Origin of the sequence: Streptomyces sp. NPDC059247 (assembly GCF_042754005.1) — a bacterium.
In the GTDB taxonomy this organism is placed as follows: domain Bacteria; phylum Actinomycetota; class Actinomycetes; order Streptomycetales; family Streptomycetaceae; genus Streptomyces.
The window spans coordinates 157,661-173,914 of sequence record NZ_JBHYZW010000015.1; the positions used below are offsets into that span (position 1 = coordinate 157,661).

At 70.2% G+C, this 16,254-nt stretch carries 13 protein-coding genes; 9 read left to right on the top strand and 4 right to left on the bottom strand.

Going from position 1 to position 16,254, the window contains the following annotated elements; all coding sequences use genetic code 11:
* Positions 1-2: 2 nt before the first annotated feature.
* A complete protein-coding gene (gene eccCa / locus ACFXGN_RS24720; protein WP_384862996.1) occupies positions 3-3,971 on the bottom strand; it encodes a type VII secretion protein EccCa in 3,969 nt (1,322 codons plus the stop codon).
* A gap of 183 nt (positions 3,972-4,154) precedes the next feature.
* Between eccCa and eccD the strand changes: the two genes are divergently transcribed.
* The 6 genes from eccD (at position 4,155) to ACFXGN_RS24750 (ending at position 11,240) form a co-directional block, all read left to right on the top strand.
* The gene (gene eccD, locus ACFXGN_RS24725) at positions 4,155-5,624 is read left to right on the top strand and encodes a type VII secretion integral membrane protein EccD (protein WP_384862998.1); all 1,470 of its coding nucleotides are present in this window, start codon (positions 4,155-4,157) and stop codon (positions 5,622-5,624) included.
* 200 nt (positions 5,625-5,824) lie between these two features.
* A complete protein-coding gene (rpsO, locus tag ACFXGN_RS24730; RefSeq protein ID WP_351795801.1) occupies positions 5,825-6,115 on the top strand; it encodes a 30S ribosomal protein S15 in 291 nt (96 codons plus the stop codon).
* Positions 6,116-6,409: 294 nt separating this feature from the next.
* Complete coding sequence (locus ACFXGN_RS24735; RefSeq protein WP_384863001.1) at positions 6,410-8,629, top strand: polyribonucleotide nucleotidyltransferase; 2,220 nt, start codon at positions 6,410-6,412, stop codon at positions 8,627-8,629.
* Positions 8,626-10,005: a M16 family metallopeptidase gene (locus ACFXGN_RS24740; RefSeq protein ID WP_384863004.1), complete on the top strand. Its 1,380-nt coding sequence runs from the start codon at positions 8,626-8,628 to the stop codon at positions 10,003-10,005. Before ACFXGN_RS24735 ends, ACFXGN_RS24740 begins: the two co-directional genes overlap by 4 nt.
* A gap of 27 nt (positions 10,006-10,032) precedes the next feature.
* Entirely contained in the window at positions 10,033-10,785 is a 753-nt protein-coding gene (gene dapB / locus ACFXGN_RS24745) for a 4-hydroxy-tetrahydrodipicolinate reductase (RefSeq protein WP_384863007.1), read from the top strand.
* 2 nt (positions 10,786-10,787) lie between these two features.
* Entirely contained in the window at positions 10,788-11,240 is a 453-nt protein-coding gene (locus tag ACFXGN_RS24750; protein ID WP_384863008.1) for a hypothetical protein, read from the top strand.
* Positions 11,241-11,272: 32 nt separating this feature from the next.
* On the opposite strand, the gene ACFXGN_RS24755 is transcribed toward ACFXGN_RS24750, so the two are convergent.
* Complete coding sequence (locus ACFXGN_RS24755) at positions 11,273-11,833, bottom strand: hypothetical protein (RefSeq protein ID WP_384863011.1); 561 nt, start codon at positions 11,831-11,833, stop codon at positions 11,273-11,275.
* A gap of 54 nt (positions 11,834-11,887) precedes the next feature.
* On the bottom strand, positions 11,888-12,127 hold the full coding sequence (locus ACFXGN_RS24760; protein WP_384863013.1) for a hypothetical protein: 240 nt from the start codon (positions 12,125-12,127) through the stop codon (positions 11,888-11,890).
* A 155-nt stretch (positions 12,128-12,282) separates the two neighbouring features.
* Between ACFXGN_RS24760 and thyX the strand changes: the two genes are divergently transcribed.
* From thyX to ACFXGN_RS24775, 3 genes are all read left to right on the top strand, one after another.
* Entirely contained in the window at positions 12,283-13,023 is a 741-nt protein-coding gene (thyX, locus tag ACFXGN_RS24765; protein WP_351795820.1) for an FAD-dependent thymidylate synthase, read from the top strand.
* Between the two features lie 178 nt (positions 13,024-13,201).
* The gene (gene dapA / locus ACFXGN_RS24770; RefSeq protein ID WP_384863016.1) at positions 13,202-14,101 is read left to right on the top strand and encodes a 4-hydroxy-tetrahydrodipicolinate synthase; all 900 of its coding nucleotides are present in this window, start codon (positions 13,202-13,204) and stop codon (positions 14,099-14,101) included.
* A 100-nt stretch (positions 14,102-14,201) separates the two neighbouring features.
* Positions 14,202-15,887: a ribonuclease J gene (locus ACFXGN_RS24775; protein ID WP_384863019.1), complete on the top strand. Its 1,686-nt coding sequence runs from the start codon at positions 14,202-14,204 to the stop codon at positions 15,885-15,887.
* Positions 15,888-16,024: 137 nt separating this feature from the next.
* Here ACFXGN_RS24775 and ACFXGN_RS24780 read toward each other — a convergent pair.
* The coding region (locus ACFXGN_RS24780) for a hypothetical protein (RefSeq protein WP_384863022.1) at positions 16,025-16,254 on the bottom strand (230 nt) is incomplete at its 5' end.

Here is a 16,254-nt window from a genome sequence, read left to right on the forward strand (position 1 = left end):
CGTCAGTGCCGCTCCGGCAGCCAGCCCAACTGCACCAGCGGATTACCCCGCTTGCGCGACACGAACGTGCCCCGGCCCGGCGGCATCGGACGCGCCCGTACGTTGCCCAGGATGTCGCCCTCGCCCGGATCGCCGGACAGCAGCACGCCCTGCGCGCCCAACTCCTTCATCCGCTGCATGAACGGCTCGTACATCGCCCGCGAAGCACCGGCCGCACTGCGCGCCACGACGAACCGGATGCCCACGTCCCGCGCGAACGGCAGGTTCTCCACCAGCACCGACAGCGGATTGCCCGAGTTCGTCGCCACCAGCTCGAAGTCGTCGATCAGCACGAACAGTTGCGGCCCCGACCACCAGCTGCGGTCCCGCAGCTGCTGCGGAGTGATGTCCGGCTTCGGCGCCCGCTTCGTCATCACCGTGTTGATGGCGTCCATGTGCATCTGCATGGCCGACGCCATCGGCGCGTACTCGAGCAGGTGCGAGGGCGCGACCGCCTCCAGCATCGTCCGCCGGTAGTCACCCACCACGATCCGCGCCTGCTCCGGCGTGTACCGCTCGGACAACTGCTTCGCGATCAGCCGCAGCAGCGCCGTCTTCCCCGACTCGCTCTCGCCGAACACCAGGAAGAACGGGTCCGACTCGAAGTCGACGAACACCGGCTCCAGAGCGGTCTCGTCGATACCGATCGCGATGCCGTGCTGCGGGTACTCGAAGCCCTTCGGGAGCCGCTCGGCGGGCAGCTTGCGCGGCAGCAGCCGCACCGCGGGCGCGGGCGCCCCGGTCCAGCCCTCCTTCACCGCCCGGACGAACGCCGCCGTGCCGTCCGACAGATCGGCCCCCGCACTCGACCCGTCGATCCTCGGCAGCGCCCCCATGAAGTGCAGCTTCTCCGGCACCTGACCGCGCCCCGGCACCCCCGCCGGCACGTTCGCCGCCACCTTGCGGTCGAACTCGGAGTCCATCACGTCACCGAGCCGCAGCTCCAGACGGCCCAGCATCTGGTCCTTGAGCGCCGCCCGCACCTCCATGTAGCGCGAGGCGGTGATCACCACATGGACGCCGTACCCCAGCCCGCGCGCCGCGATGTCGGAGACGACCGGCTCCAGCACGTCGTAGTCGTTGCGGAAACCGCCCCAGCCGTCCACGACCAGGAAGACGTCCCCCCACGCCTCGCCCGGTAGCTCGCCCGCCGCCCGCTTGCGCCGGTAGGTCGCCATCGAGTCGATCGCGTGCGCGCGGAAGAACTCCTCCCGCCGGTTCAGGACCCCCATCACCTCCGCGACCGTCCGCCGCACCCGCTCGGGGTCCAGGCGCGAGGCGACCCCGCCGACGTGCGGCAGGTCCGCCAGCGACACCATGCCGCCGCCACCGAAGTCCAGACAGTAGAACTGCACCTCGGCCGGAGTGTGGGTGAGCGCGAACGACGAGACCAGCGTCCGCATGACCGTCGACTTCCCGGACTGCGGACCGCCCACCACCATCATGTGGCCCGCCGCGCCGGAGAAGTCCCGGTACAGCACCTCGCGCCGCTGCTCGAACGGCTTGTCGATGAGACCCAGCGGCACCGTGAGCGCGCCCTGCCGGGTGTACTCCGTCGCCGTCAGACCCCGCTCCGCCGTCCGCGCGAGCCCCGGCAGCAACTGGTCGAGCGACGGCGCCTGGTCCAGCGGCGGCAGCCACACCTGGTGCGCCGGCACCCCCTGACCCTCCAGCCTGCGCACGACCACATCGAGGACGGTGTCCGCGAGCGCGTCGTCCTCCCGCGCGCGCAGCTCCGTCAGATACGCCGGGTCCGGCGCCGCGTACACCACCGGCACCGGCGCCGCCGTGAACAGCGCGGGCCGCCGCTCCACCGGCAGCTGACCGATCTCCAGACGCGGCCCGCCCGTCCGGTACGTCCCCGACACGTACGCCGCCTTGAAACGGGTCATCTCGTCCGTACCGAACTTCAGATAGCCCGACCCCGGCACCGACGGCAGGTGATAGGCGTCCGGGACCCCGATCGCCGCCCGCGACTCCGCCGCCGAGAAGGTCCGCAGCCCGATCCGGTACGACAGATACGTGTCCAGCCCCCGCAGCCTGCCCTCCTCGAGGCGCTGCGAGGCCAGCAGCAGATGCACCCCCAGCGAGCGCCCGATCCGGCCGATCTGGATGAACATGTCGATGAAGTCCGGCTTGGCGGTGAGGAGTTCGGAGAACTCGTCGATCACCAGGACCAGCGAGGCCAGCGGTTCGAGCGGAGCGCCCGCCGCCCGCGCCTTCTCGTAGTCGTGGATGTTCGCGTAGTTGCCCGCCGACCGCAGCAGCTCCTGCCGCCGCTGGAGTTCGCCCCGGATCGCGTCACCCATGCGGTCCACCAGCGTCAGATCGTCCGACAGATTGGTGATGACCGCCGCCACGTGCGGCATCTGCGACATCCCCGCGAAGGTCGCACCGCCCTTGAAGTCCGCCAGGACGAAGTTCAGCGTCTCCGAGGAGTGCGTCACCGCGAGCCCGAGCACCAGCGTCCGCAGCAGCTCCGACTTGCCGGAACCGGTCGCGCCCACACACAGACCGTGCGGGCCCATGCCCTCCTGCGCCGCCTCCTTCAGGTCCAGCATGACCGGCTGCCCGTCCTCGCCGACCCCGATCGGCACCCGCAGCCGCTCGGCCACCGACCTGGGCCGCCAGGTCCGCGCCACGTCCACCGACGCCGCGTCCCCCAGACCCAGCAGATCCGTGAAGTCCAGATTGGCCAGCAGCGGCTCGTCGTCGTCCCCGCCACCCATCCGCAGCGGCGCCAACTGCCGGGCCAGCGCCTCCGCGGCGGGCAGCGAGATCCCGTCCGGCTGCCCCTCGTACGCGAAACCGCCCCCCGACTCCAGACGCAGCCGCCCCGGCCGCACCACCACCGAGAGACCGCCGCGCGGCTCGTCGAGATCGCCGGAGACCACCTCCACGATCGTCACGCCCTGCAGCCCCTCGGCCGCCGCCAGCAGCGAGTCCGGCGGCACCAGACCGCCACGGGTGGAATCGGAGTCCAGGACCACCACCACGTGCGGCTGGTCGAGCACCGGCTGGTTCTCCCGGGAGAACCGGGGCCGCCCGTCCAGCCGCGACCGCACCAACTGCTCCAGCTCACCCAGGTCGTCACCGAACAAGCGCTTCGTACCGGCCCCGTCGACCTGCCCCGGAACCTGCGTGTGCGGCAGCCACTTCGTCCAGTCCCACCGCCCCTGCGCGGGCCGCGCCGCCACCACGGCCAGCATCAGGTCGTCGGGGGAGTGCAGCGTCACCAACTGGGCCACCAGCGCCCGCGCCGCCGCCTGCGCCGACTCCGGCTCACCCGACACCGTCACGTGGTAGAAGGCCCGCATCGACACCGCCATCGGCAGCCCGTCCAACGTGCCGTGCACCGCGAGGAACTGCTGCATCGCGCCCGCGCACAACGGCTCCAGCTCGTCCACCGGCGCGGTGTCCGGCGCCACCAGCGGCGTCGCCAGCTGCTGCGCGCCGAGCCCGATCCTGGCCTGCCCGAAGTCATGGTCGCCGACCCGCCGCTCCCACAGCCGCGAACCCTCGGCCACCACCGACCACAACTGCTCCGGAGCCGGGTGCAGATACCACTGCGCGTCCCGCTGCCGCCGCGCCGTGCGCCGGACCGTACGCCGGGTCTGCGCGAGGTATTTGAGGTAGTCGCGGCGGACATCGGCCATTTGCCCCTGCGTACCGCGACGGAATCTGACGAACTGCGCGACGGCCATGGCGACCGTCGACGCCAGCATCAGCACACCCATGATCCGCATGATCGGAGACGGCGTCATGAAGAAGAAGACCACCGAGGAACCCATGCCGAGCATCGGCAGGAGCTGCATCAGAGCCGACTCCTGCTGCCCCCTCGGCAGTTCCGGCGGAGACTCCAGGACCAGTTCCTCACCGGGCACTTCCGGCGGAAGAGACCTCGGCGGGCGTTTGACGACGATCTGGCTCACCGGCGCATCAATCCCTCGTTGGAGACGGGCTCGTGGCGGGCGCGTCCGGGCGCCACCCCTGTCGGCGGCCGGGCGCACGGACTTCCCCCATGGGACGGCGATCCTACGTGCAGCCCCCGCGGACCGTCCCCGGTAGGGTGACGCGCGCATCGTGCGCAACCGCGAATCAGGGGGTCCAGACACGTGAGTACGACCGCAGCGACCGGCTTCTGCCGCGTCACCGTCGTGGCGCCGGACAGCCGCATCGACGTCGCGCTCCCCGAGGACATCGCCGTCGCCGACGTCTACCCGGAGATCCTGCGGCTCACCGGCCAGACCCAGGCCGCGGGCACCCCCACCGGCTACCACCTGGTCCGCCGCGACGGCTCCGTCCTCGACGGCGCCCGCACCCTCGCCGCCCAGCGCGTCCTCGACGGCGAGGTCCTCTCGCTCCGCCCCTTCGCCCAGTCCCTGCCCCCGGCCGTCTACGACGACGTGTCCGACGCCGTCGCCTCCGCCGTCACCCGCGACCGGCACCTGTGGAGCGACGAGCTGCTGCGCGGCGCCGGACTCCTCGGCGGGATCCTCCTCCTCGTCCTCATGGGCTTCGTCCTCTGGTTCGCCGACCCCGTCCGCCACGACATGCACAGCCTGCCCGGCGTCATCGCGGGCGGCGCCGGACTCCTCCTCACCGCCTTCGCCGGGGTCCGCGCCCGCGTGTACGCCGACCGCGCCACCGCCGTCGCCCTCGGCCTCGGCGCCCTGCCCCTGCTCCTCATCGCCGGTTCCGGCATCGTCGCCGCCGACCCCGGCCAGGGCCCCGGCCGCCTCCAGTTCCTCCTCGGCTGCGTCACCGTCCTCGTCGCCTCCGTGACCCTCGTCGCCCTCACCCCCAGCGGCGACGCCCCCTTCGTCGCCACCACCTTCCTCGCCACCGTCGGCACCCTCGCCACCTTCCTGGCGATCCTCACCGACACCCCCGCCACCGAGACCGCCGCCGTCTGCGCCCCCGTCGCCATCGGCCTCGTCGCCTTCCTGCCCGGCCTCTCCGCCCGCTTCGCCCGGCTCCCCATCGGCTACGCCGCCCCGCGCAGCGCCGCCGACGACGAGTTCCTCGGCGAGCAGCAGCAGGGCGAGCCGCAGCCCGTCGACGGCGAGCGCATCGCCCTCCAGGCCCGCCGCGGCCACGAGATGCTCCTCGGCCTGGTCGGCGGCTGCGCGGCCGTCGTCGTCGGCTCCGCCGCCGTCCTGGGCTTCGCCGGAAACGTCTGGGGCCAGCTCCTCGCCCTCGCCGCCGGTCTGGCGATGCTGCTGCGCGCCCGCCTCTTCCGCTACACCTCGCAGGTCGTCTGCGTCCTCGCCTCCGGCCTCGCCGCCATCGCCCTCCTCGTCCTCGGCCTCTCCCTCGATCCGCCCGCCGACCTCGTCAAGGAGTTCCTCCTCCACGGGGACCGCGGCGGCCTGGACATCCGTACGATCTGGCTCACCGCGGCCGTCGCCGCGGGCGCCGCCCTGATCACCGCGATCGGCCTGGTCATCCCGAAGAAGGGACTCTCCCCCTTCTGGGGCAGGCTCCTCGACCTCACCGAGGGCTTCGTCCTGCTCTCCCTCGTCCCGCTCTGCCTCGCCGTCCTCGACGTCTTCACCACCGTGAGGTCCCTCACCAGCAGATGACCGGGCGGCCCCGGCCCCGCTCCGGCGAGCTGGTACGCTGTGTGACGGCCGTTTGTGTACGCGCTCCCGGAAAGCACCGAATCCGTTCGGAAAGCCTCTGGAAGCTGCGCCCATCGGACCTTCGCCCGTGGAGTCACGGAAGCTTCCCCTGAGACCTAGACCAGGGGCACCCGCGGGCGCACGAACCAAGAGGAGACCACGTGGCTCTCGACGCCGCCGTCAAGAAGCAGCTCATGACCGAGTTCGGCACCAAGGAGGGCGACACCGGCTCCCCCGAGGTCCAGGTCGCCATGCTGTCCCGTCGCATCTCGGACCTGACCGAGCACCTCAAGCGCCACAAGCACGACCACCACTCCCGTCGTGGTCTGCTGATCCTGGTCGGCCAGCGCCGCCGCCTGCTCCAGTACCTGGCCAAGAAGGACATCCAGCGCTTCCGCGCGCTGGTCGACCGCCTGGGCATCCGTCGCGGTGCGGCCGGCGGCGCCAAGTAATCCGTTCCATGGAGAACGCTGCGGAGGGAGCGGTTCCCACTTTCAGGGGGCCGCTCCCTTTGCCGTACGTGCACAAAGTGTGCGCACCGGCTTAGTCTGGTCGCACAACCCCATACGACGGGCGAGGAACCGCCGGCCAGCCGCCGGTCCTCGGTAGTGGCCCCCGGGAACGAATCCCCGGGTGCTTCGATCGAAGACCGGCCCGCACCCGAGGCGCTCCTCCGCCACCGTCGCCACCGTTCCCGGCCACACGGGCCGAAGGACGCAAAGACGAACACGTAGGAGAAACCACTAGTGGAGAACGAGACCCACTACGCCGAGGCCGTCATCGACAACGGCACCTTCGGCACCCGCACCATCCGCTTCGAGACCGGCCGCCTCGCCAAGCAGGCCGCCGGTTCCGCCGTCGCCTACCTGGACGACGAGACGATGGTCCTTTCCGCGACCACCGCCTCGAAGCGCCCCAAGGACCAGCTCGACTTCTTCCCCCTCACGGTGGACGTCGAGGAGCGGATGTACGCGGCCGGCAAGATCCCCGGCTCCTTCTTCCGCCGGGAGGGCCGCCCCTCCGAGGACGCGATCCTCACCTGCCGTCTGATCGACCGGCCGCTGCGCCCCTCCTTCAAGAAGGGCCTGCGCAACGAGATCCAGATCGTCGAGACGATCATGGCGCTCAACCCCGACCACCTGTACGACGTGGTCGCGATCAACGCCGCCTCCTGCTCCACGCAGCTGGCCGGCCTGCCCTTCTCCGGCCCGATCGGCGGCACCCGTGTCGCCCTGATCAAGGGCCAGTGGGTCGCGTTCCCGACGCACACCGAGCTCGAGGACGCCGTCTTCGACATGGTCGTCGCCGGTCGCGTCCTGGACGACGGCGACGTCGCGATCATGATGGTCGAGGCCGAGGCCACCGAGAAGACCATCGAGCTCGTCAAGGGCGGTGCCGAGGCGCCGACCGAGGAGGTCGTCGCCGCCGGTCTCGAAGCCGCGAAGCCCTTCATCAAGGCCCTCTGCAAGGCCCAGTCGGACCTCGCCGCCAAGGCCGCCAAGCCCACCGGCGAGTTCCCGGTCTTCCTGGAGTACCAGGACGACGTCCTGGAGGCGCTCACCGCCGCCGTCAAGGGCGAGCTGACCAAGGCGCTCACCATCGCGGGCAAGCAGGAGCGCGAGACCGAGCTCGACCGCGTCAAGGAGCTCGCCGCCGAGAAGCTCCTCCCGGCCTTCGAGGGCCGCGAGAAGGAGATCTCCGGCGCGTACCGTGCGCTGACCAAGAAGCTGGTCCGCGAGCGGATCATCAAGGACAAGGTCCGCATCGACGGCCGTGGCCTCACGGACATCCGTACGCTCGCGGCCGAGGTCGAGGCCATCCCGCGCGTGCACGGCTCGGCGCTGTTCGAGCGTGGCGAGACCCAGATCCTGGGCGTCACCACCCTCAACATGCTCCGCATGGAGCAGCAGCTGGACACCCTCTCCCCGGTGACCCGCAAGCGCTACATGCACAACTACAACTTCCCGCCGTACTCCGTCGGCGAGACCGGCCGCGTGGGCTCGCCCAAGCGCCGTGAGATCGGCCACGGCGCGCTCGCCGAGCGCGCCATCGTGCCGGTCCTCCCGACCCGCGAGGAGTTCCCCTACGCGATCCGCCAGGTGTCCGAGGCCCTCGGCTCCAACGGCTCGACGTCCATGGGCTCGGTCTGCGCCTCCACCATGTCGCTGCTGAACGCCGGTGTGCCGCTGAAGGCCGCCGTCGCCGGTATCGCCATGGGTCTGATCTCCGAGGAGATCGACGGCCAGACGCACTACGTCGCCCTCACCGACATCCTCGGTGCCGAGGACGCGTTCGGCGACATGGACTTCAAGGTCGCCGGCACGAAGCAGTTCGTGACCGCCCTCCAGCTCGACACCAAGCTCGACGGCATCCCCGCCTCGGTCCTGGCCGCCGCGCTGAAGCAGGCCCGCGACGCGCGTCTGCACATCCTCGACGTGATGAACGAAGCGATCGACGTTCCGGACGAGATGTCCCCGAACGCCCCGCGGATCATCACCGTCAAGATCCCGGTGGACAAGATCGGTGAGGTCATCGGCCCCAAGGGCAAGATGATCAACCAGATCCAGGAGGACACCGGCGCCGACATCACGATCGAGGACGACGGCACCATCTACATCGGTGCCCAGCAGGGCTCGCAGGCCGAGGCCGCCCGCGCCACGATCAACGCGATCGCCAACCCGACCATGCCGGAGGTCGGCGAGCGCTACCTGGGTACGGTCGTCAAGACCACCACCTTCGGTGCCTTCGTCTCCCTGATGCCCGGCAAGGACGGTCTGCTGCACATCTCGCAGATCCGCAAGCTCGCCGGTGGCAAGCGCGTGGAGAACGTCGAGGACGTGCTCGCGATCGGCTCCAAGGTCCAGGTCGAGATCGCCGAGATCGACCAGCGCGGCAAGCTCTCCCTGATCCCCGTGATCGCGGACGAGGACGCCGCCGAGGGTGACAAGGACGACGCTGCCAAGTGACGTCCCGTAGTTCCCGCGCGACGGCCCGCCCCTCTTCGGAGGGGCGGGCCGTCGCCCGTACCCAAACGCTTCTCCCGGGCAAGGACGGCATCGGCACGGTCCGGCGCACCACCCTCCCCGGGGGCCTCCGGATCGTCACCGAGACCCTTCCCTCGGTCCGCTCCGCCACCTTCGGCATCTGGGCGCACGTCGGCTCCCGCGACGAGACCCCGGCGCTCGGCGGTGCCACCCACTACCTGGAGCACCTCCTCTTCAAGGGCACCCACAAGCGGTCCGCCCTCGACATCTCCGCCGCGATCGACGCGGTCGGCGGCGAGATGAACGCCTTCACGGCGAAGGAGTACACCTGCTACTACGCCCGGGTCCTCGACACCGACCTGCCGCTGGCGATCGACGTCGTCTGCGACATGCTCACGGACTCGCTCATCCTCGAAGAGGACGTGGACGCCGAGCGCGGTGTCATCCTCGAAGAGATCGCGATGACCGAGGACGACCCCGGTGACGTGGTGCACGAGCTGTTCGCGCAGACCATGTTCGGCGACACCCCGCTGGGCCGCCCGGTCCTCGGCACCGTCGACACGGTCAACGCCCTCAGCCGGGGCCAGATCGCCCGCTTCTACAAGAAGCACTACGACCCCACCCATCTGGTCGTCGCCGCCGCGGGCAACGTCGACCACGCCACGGTCGTGCGCCAGGTCCGCCGCGCCTTCGAGAAGGCCGGCGCCCTCAGCCGTACGGACGCCGTCCCGGTGGCCCCCAGGACCGGCAGCCGCGCCCTGCGCACGGCGGGCCGCGTCGAGCTCCTGAACCGGAAGACCGAGCAGGCCCACGTGGTCCTCGGGATGCCGGGTCTGGCCCGCACCGACGAGCGCCGCTGGGCCCTCGGCGTGCTGAACACCGCCCTCGGCGGCGGCATGTCCTCCCGGCTCTTCCAGGAGGTCCGCGAGAAGCGCGGCCTGGCCTACAGCGTGTACTCGTACACCTCGGGCTTCGCCGACTGCGGTCTCTTCGGGGTGTACGCGGGCTGCCGCCCCGGCCAGGTCCACGACGTCCTCCAGATCTGCCGCGACGAGCTGCACAAGGCCGCCACCGAGGGCCTCACCGACGACGAGATCGCCCGCGCCGTCGGCCAGCTGTCCGGCTCGACCGTCCTGGGTCTCGAAGACACCGGCGCGCTGATGAACCGCATCGGCAAGAGCGAGCTGTGCTGGGGCACCCAGATGTCGGTCGACGACATGCTGGACCGGATCGCGGCCGTGACCCCGGACGAGGTCCGCGAGGTCGCCCGCGATGTACTGGACCAGCGGCCCTCGCTCTCGGTGATCGGCCCGCTGAAGGACAAGCAGGCGGACCGCCTCCACCACGCGGTCTCCTGACCCCGAGCCCCTAAGGAATTCAGAGCAATGAGCAAGCTGCGCGTGGCGGTCCTCGGTGCCCGGGGCCGCATCGGCTCCGAGGCCGTCCGGGCCGTCGAGGCCGCCGAGGACATGGAGCTGGTCGCGGCCCTGGGCCGTGGCGACGACCCGGAGCGCCTCGTCGAGGCGGGCGCCCAGGTGGCCGTCGAGCTGACCACCCCCGACTCGGTCATGGACAACCTCGACTTCTGCGTGCGCCACGGCATCCACGCGGTCGTCGGGACCACCGGCTGGACCGAGGAGCGCCTCGCGCGGCTGGAGGGCCTGCTCGCCGGTTCCCCGGGGACCGGCGTCCTCATCGCTCCGAACTTCTCCATCGGCGCGGTCCTCACCATGCGGTTCGCCCAGCTCGCGGCCCCGTACTTCGAGTCCGTCGAGGTCGTCGAGCTGCACCACCCGAACAAGGTGGACGCCCCTTCCGGCACCGCGACCCGGACGGCCCAGCTGATCGCCGCCGCCCGTGCCGGGGCCGGTCTGGGCGCCCAGCCGGACGCGACCGCGACCGGCCCGGCGGGCGCGCGCGGCGCGGACGTGGACGGCGTACGGGTCCACTCGGTACGGCTCCGGGGCCTGCTGGCCCACCAGGAGGTGCTGCTCGGCGGCGAGGGCGAGACCCTCACGGTCCGCCACGACTCGCTGCACCACTCCAGCTTCATGCCGGGCATCCTGCTCGGCGTCCGCCGGGTGACCGGTGCTCCGGGCCTCACCTTCGGCCTGGAACACTTCCTGGACCTGGGCTGATCATGGGCGGAAAGATCACGTACGTCTTCCTTGCCACCGTCCTCGTGCTGGTCTTCGGGGTGGTGGCGATGGAGGGCGTCCTGCTGATTCTCACCGGGGAGCCGGTCGCCGTCGGACTGGGCGCGGTGGCGTTCCTGCTGCCGGGCGTCGGCGGCTGGTTCCTCTGGAAGAACACCCGTTTCGCCCGTGGTGCGAACCGGCTCGCCGCCGAGCTGGAGGCCGAGGGCGGGCTGCCCGTCGACGAGCTGAGGCGCACCCAGGGCGGCCGGATCGACCGGGACTCGGCCGACGAGGTCTTCGCCCGGCGCAAGGCCGAGACGGAGGACTCGCCGGACGACTGGCGCTGCTGGTTCCGGCTCGCGGTCGCCTATCACGACGCCCGCGACACCCCCCGGGCCCGCAAGGCGATGCAGCGTGCCATCGCCCTCCACGAGGGGCGCCCGGCGGGCGTCTGAGCGACGGCGCGGGCCGTCGCGCGCGGCTGAGGTCAGCGCGTGGCGGCCGGGGCCGTACCGTACTCGGCGTTCCAGGCCTCGACCGTGTCGGCCGCCCGGTCGAAGGCCTCGATCCGGGAGAGGAAGTCGGCGTCGTGGTCGCTGAGCAGCAGCAGCCGCTCACCGGCCGGGCGGTCGAGCACCAGGGCCTGGCCCTGGACCGTCCGGGGGAGTCCCAGCCAGCGCACCGGCTGCTGGACGGTCCGCAGGGAGGTCACCTTGGTCCACGGCACGGTCCTGGTCGAGAAGAAGGAGACCCGGCGGACACCCGCACGGCTCACCCAGGCGCCCATACGGAGCATCCGCAGGGCGCCCACGATGACGAGCGCGGCGACACCGAGGGTGGCGACCGCGCCGCCGAAGGTTCCGGCGGCGGCGATGATCACGGCGGCCAGCAGCACGAAGGAAGCGAGCAGCAGCGCGAGCGCCGCCGCCCCGACCCGCCAGGACCCGGGCCGGTACGGACGGCGCCACTCGTCGTGGTCGTCGAACGGAAGGGCGACGGGGTCGGTCGTGTCAAAAGCACGGTCGGCCGTCAGAAAGGGCAGGGGCACGACAGGTCCTCACTCACAAGCACGCTCGAAGGGGCGGTGCCCGGTGAGGCTACCTCAGCGGTTGTCGGAGGCTTCGGACTGCTGCTGGTGAGTGGCGGACTCGCCCGACTGCAGGGACGGCATCCCGAAGATCACCGATCCGACGAGGCCGGCCGCGACGGTCAGACCGAGCAGGGCGCGGCCCACGATCTGCGAGGCGCCGAGACGTTCACGGGGTGGCGGAGCGACGTTGCTGCGGAAGTGGTCGGCCTCCGCGACGAACGCGAACGGTACGGCCTCTTTCCGGCGGAACATCAGAGCCACTCTCCTCGGGTTGTCGTCGTCCTTACACAGGGAGAGACGACGGAACCGGGGTTTTGGTGCCCTATTTCACCGAAGTGGCCGCATCTCATCCTCCGGTAGGACGTCGTTAGAGTGGTCGACTGCACCCCTGAACGGAAGGACCGCTGGTGAGCGACAGCCCCACCGAGAACATGAAGATCGACTTCCGGAGCGATGTCACCGTCGATCTGGTCAGGAGCGCGGCGACCGACTCCGACGTGTTGTGGGCGGCCCGGGTCTCCACGGCGGGCGAGCAGTCCCTCGAAGAGCTGCACAAGGACCCCGAGCGATCGAAGGGCCTGATCAACTATCTGATGCGGGACCGCCACGGCAGCCCGTTCGAGCACAACTCGATGACCTTCTTCATCAGCGCCCCGATCTTCGTGTTCCGCGAGTTCATGCGGCACCGCGTCGGCTGGTCGTACAACGAGGAGTCGGGCCGCTACAGGGAGCTGCAGCCGGTCTTCTACGTCCCCGACACCGAGCGCAGGCTGGTCCAGGAGGGCCGCCCCGGCAAGTACGTCTTCGTCGAGGGCACCCAGGAGCAACACGATCTGGTGAGCCGGACGATGGAGGAGTCCTACCGGACGGCCTACGCGACCTACCAGGAGATGCTGGCCGGCGGTGTCGCCCGCGAGGTCGCCCGCTCGGTCCTCCCGGTCGGTCTCTTCTCCTCGATGTACGCCACCTGCAACGCGCGCTCGCTGATGCACTTCCTCGGCCTGCGCACCCAGCACGAGCTGGCCGCGGTCCCGTCCTTCCCGCAGCGGGAGATCGAGATGGTCGGCGAGAAGATGGAGGAGCACTGGGCCCGGCTGATGCCGCTGACCCACGCGGCCTTCAACAAGAACGGCCGTGTGGCCCCATAGGGCACAGATGTCCGAACGCTCGACGCGAAGTGTCCGTATTGCGACGTTTCACGAAGTTCATCTAGGCTGATCAAACGGACCCGGCGCTGCCTGAACCCCCGAGCAGGCAGCGCCGGGCTCCCTTTCTCCCGTCCCCCGAGGGGACACCCGGCGCTGAGCAGCGAGTAGCGTGTTACCCATGGCTCCGATCTCCACTCCGCAGACCCCCTTCGGGCGGGTCCTCACCGCCATGGTCACGCCCTTCACGGCGGACGGCGCACTCGACCTCGACGGCGCCCAGCGACTCGCCACCCACCTGGTGGACGCGGGCAACGACGGCCTCGTCATCAACGGCACCACCGGCGAGTCCCCCACCACCAGCGACGCGGAGAAATCGGAGCTGGTACGAGCGGTCCTGGCGGCGGTCGGAGACCGCGCCCATGTCGTCGCGGGCATCGGCACCAACGACACCCACCACTCCCTGGAGCTCGCCCGCACCGCCGAGCGCGACGGCGCACACGGCCTCCTCGCCGTCACCCCGTACTACAACAAGCCCCCGCAGGAGGGCCTGTACCGGCACTTCTCGGCCATCGCCGACGCCACCGGCCTGCCCGTGATGCTCTACGACATCCCCGGCCGCAGCGGCGTCCCCATCGAGACCGAGACCCTCGTCCGGCTCGCCGAGCACCCCCGCATCGTCGCCAACAAGGACGCCAAGGGCGACCTCGGCCGCGCCAGCTGGGCCATCGCCCGCTCCGGCCTCGCCTGGTACTCCGGCGACGACATGCTCAACCTGCCCCTGCTCTCGGTCGGCGCCTGCGGCTTCGTCTCCGTCGTCGGCCACGTCGCCACCCCGGAACTCCGCGCCCTCCTCGACGCCCACCTGGGCGGCGAGGTCCAGAAGGCCACCGAGATCCACCAGAAGCTGCTCCCCGTCTACACGGGCATGTTCCGCACCCAGGGCGTCATGACCACCAAGGCGGCGCTCACCCTCCAGGGCCTCCCCGCAGGACCGCTGCGACCGCCGCTCGTCGAGCTCTCCGCACAGGAGACCGAACAGCTCAAGGTCGACCTCGCGGCCGGCGGGGTAGAACTCTGACATCAGACTTCACAATTGAATACAGACAACAGCAAGTGCACGAATGTCATGCGCGCCACGTGCCGGGAAGGTACGTGGCGCGCATGGTGAGGAGAGTCTTTTGAGTCATCCGCATCCTGAACTCGGCGCCCCGCCGAAGCTGCCGAAGGGCGCCCTGCGCGTCATCCCGCTCGGCGGGCTCGGCGAGATCGGCCGGAACATGACGGTCTTCGAGTTCGACGGCCGTCTGCTCATCGTCGACTGCGGCGTCCTCTTCCCCGAAGAGGAGCAGCCGGGCGTCGACCTGATCCTCCCGGACTTCACCATCATCCGGGACCGTCTCGACGACATCGAAGGCATCGTGCTCACGCACGGCCACGAGGACCACATCGGTGCCGTCCCCTATCTGCTCCGCCTGAAGCCGGACATCCCGCTGATCGGCTCCAAGCTGACCCTGGCGCTGATCGAGGCCAAGCTCCAGGAGCACCGCATCCGCCCCTACACCCTTGAGGTGAAGGAGGGCGACCGGGAGGTCCTGGGGTCGTTCGACTGCGAGTTCATCGCGGTCAACCACTCCATCCCGGACGCGCTGGCGGTCGCCGTCCGCACCCCCGCGGGCATGGTCGTCGCCACCGGCGACTTCAAGATGGACCAGCTCCCGCTGGACGGGCGCCTCACCGACCTGCACGCGTTCGCGCGGCTCAGCGAGGAGGGCATCGACCTTCTGCTGTCCGACTCGACGAACGCCGAGGTCCCGGGCTTCGTCCCGCCGGAGAAGGACATCTCCAACGTCCTGCGCACGGTCTTCGCGAACGCCCAGAAGCGCATCATCGTGGCGAGCTTCGCCAGCCATGTGCACCGCATCCAGCAGATCCTCGACGCCGCCCACGAGTACGGCCGCCGGGTCGCCTTCGTCGGCCGCTCGATGGTCCGCAACATGGGCATCGCCCGTGACCTGGGCTATCTGCGGGTCCCGGCCGGTCTCGTCGTGGACGTGAAGACCCTCGACGACCTCCCGGACGACGAGGTCGTGCTGGTCTGCACGGGTTCCCAGGGCGAGCCGATGGCGGCCCTGTCCCGCATGGCCAACCGCGACCACCAGATCCGGATCGTCCCCGGCGACACCGTGATCCTGGCGTCGTCCCTGATCCCGGGCAACGAGAACGCGGTCTACCGCGTGATCAACGGCCTGACCCGCTGGGGCGCGCACGTCGTCCACAAGGGCAACGCCAAGGTCCACGTCTCGGGCCACGCCTCGGCCGGCGAGCTGCTGTACTTCTACAACATCTGCCGCCCGAAGAACCTCATGCCGGTCCACGGTGAATGGCGCCATCTGCGCGCCAACGCCGAGCTCGGCGCGATGACCGGTATCCCCAAGGACCACATCGTCATCGCCGAGGACGGCGTCGTCGTCGACCTGGTCGACGGCCGCGCCCGGATCACCGGCAAGGTCCAGGCGGGTTACGTGTACGTCGACGGCCTCTCGGTCGGCGACGTCACCGAGACCCACCTCAAGGACCGCCGCATCCTCGGCGAGGAGGGCATCATCTCGGTCTTCGTGGTGGTCGACTCCTCGACCGGCAAGATCGTGGGCGGCCCGCACGTCCACGCCCGGGGCTCGGGCATCGAGGACTCCGCGTTCGACGCGGTGCTCCCGAAGATCGACCAGGCCCTGAACAAGTCGGCCCAGGACGGCGTCGTCGAACCCCACCAGCTCCAGCAGCTGATCCGCCGCAGCGTCGGCAAGTGGGTCTCGGACACCTACCGCCGCCGCCCGATGATCCTTCCGGTCGTCGTAGAGGTCTGACCAGCACGGTTCCGGAGCGGGGCGCCTCGATTTGCATCGGGGCGCCCCGCTCCAGTACGTTTACGGCTCCGCCAGATCGGGAACCACCCGGCGCCACTGTGCGCAGGAACGGTTCCAGGGAAGGCGGGAAATCCGACTCAGATCTTCTGATAAAGTCGGAAACGCCGAAAGGCCCCCGGAGTGAAAACAAAAGGGACCGGAAAGCACCGAGGAAATCGGATCGGAAAGATCTGATAGAGTCGGAAACGAAGGAAGCGCCCGGAGGGCCTGGAAACAGGAACGAAGGAAGCGTCCGCACCTTGAGAACTCAACAGCGTGCCAAAAATCAACGCCAGATTAGTTGATACCCCGTCCATCTTCGGATGGT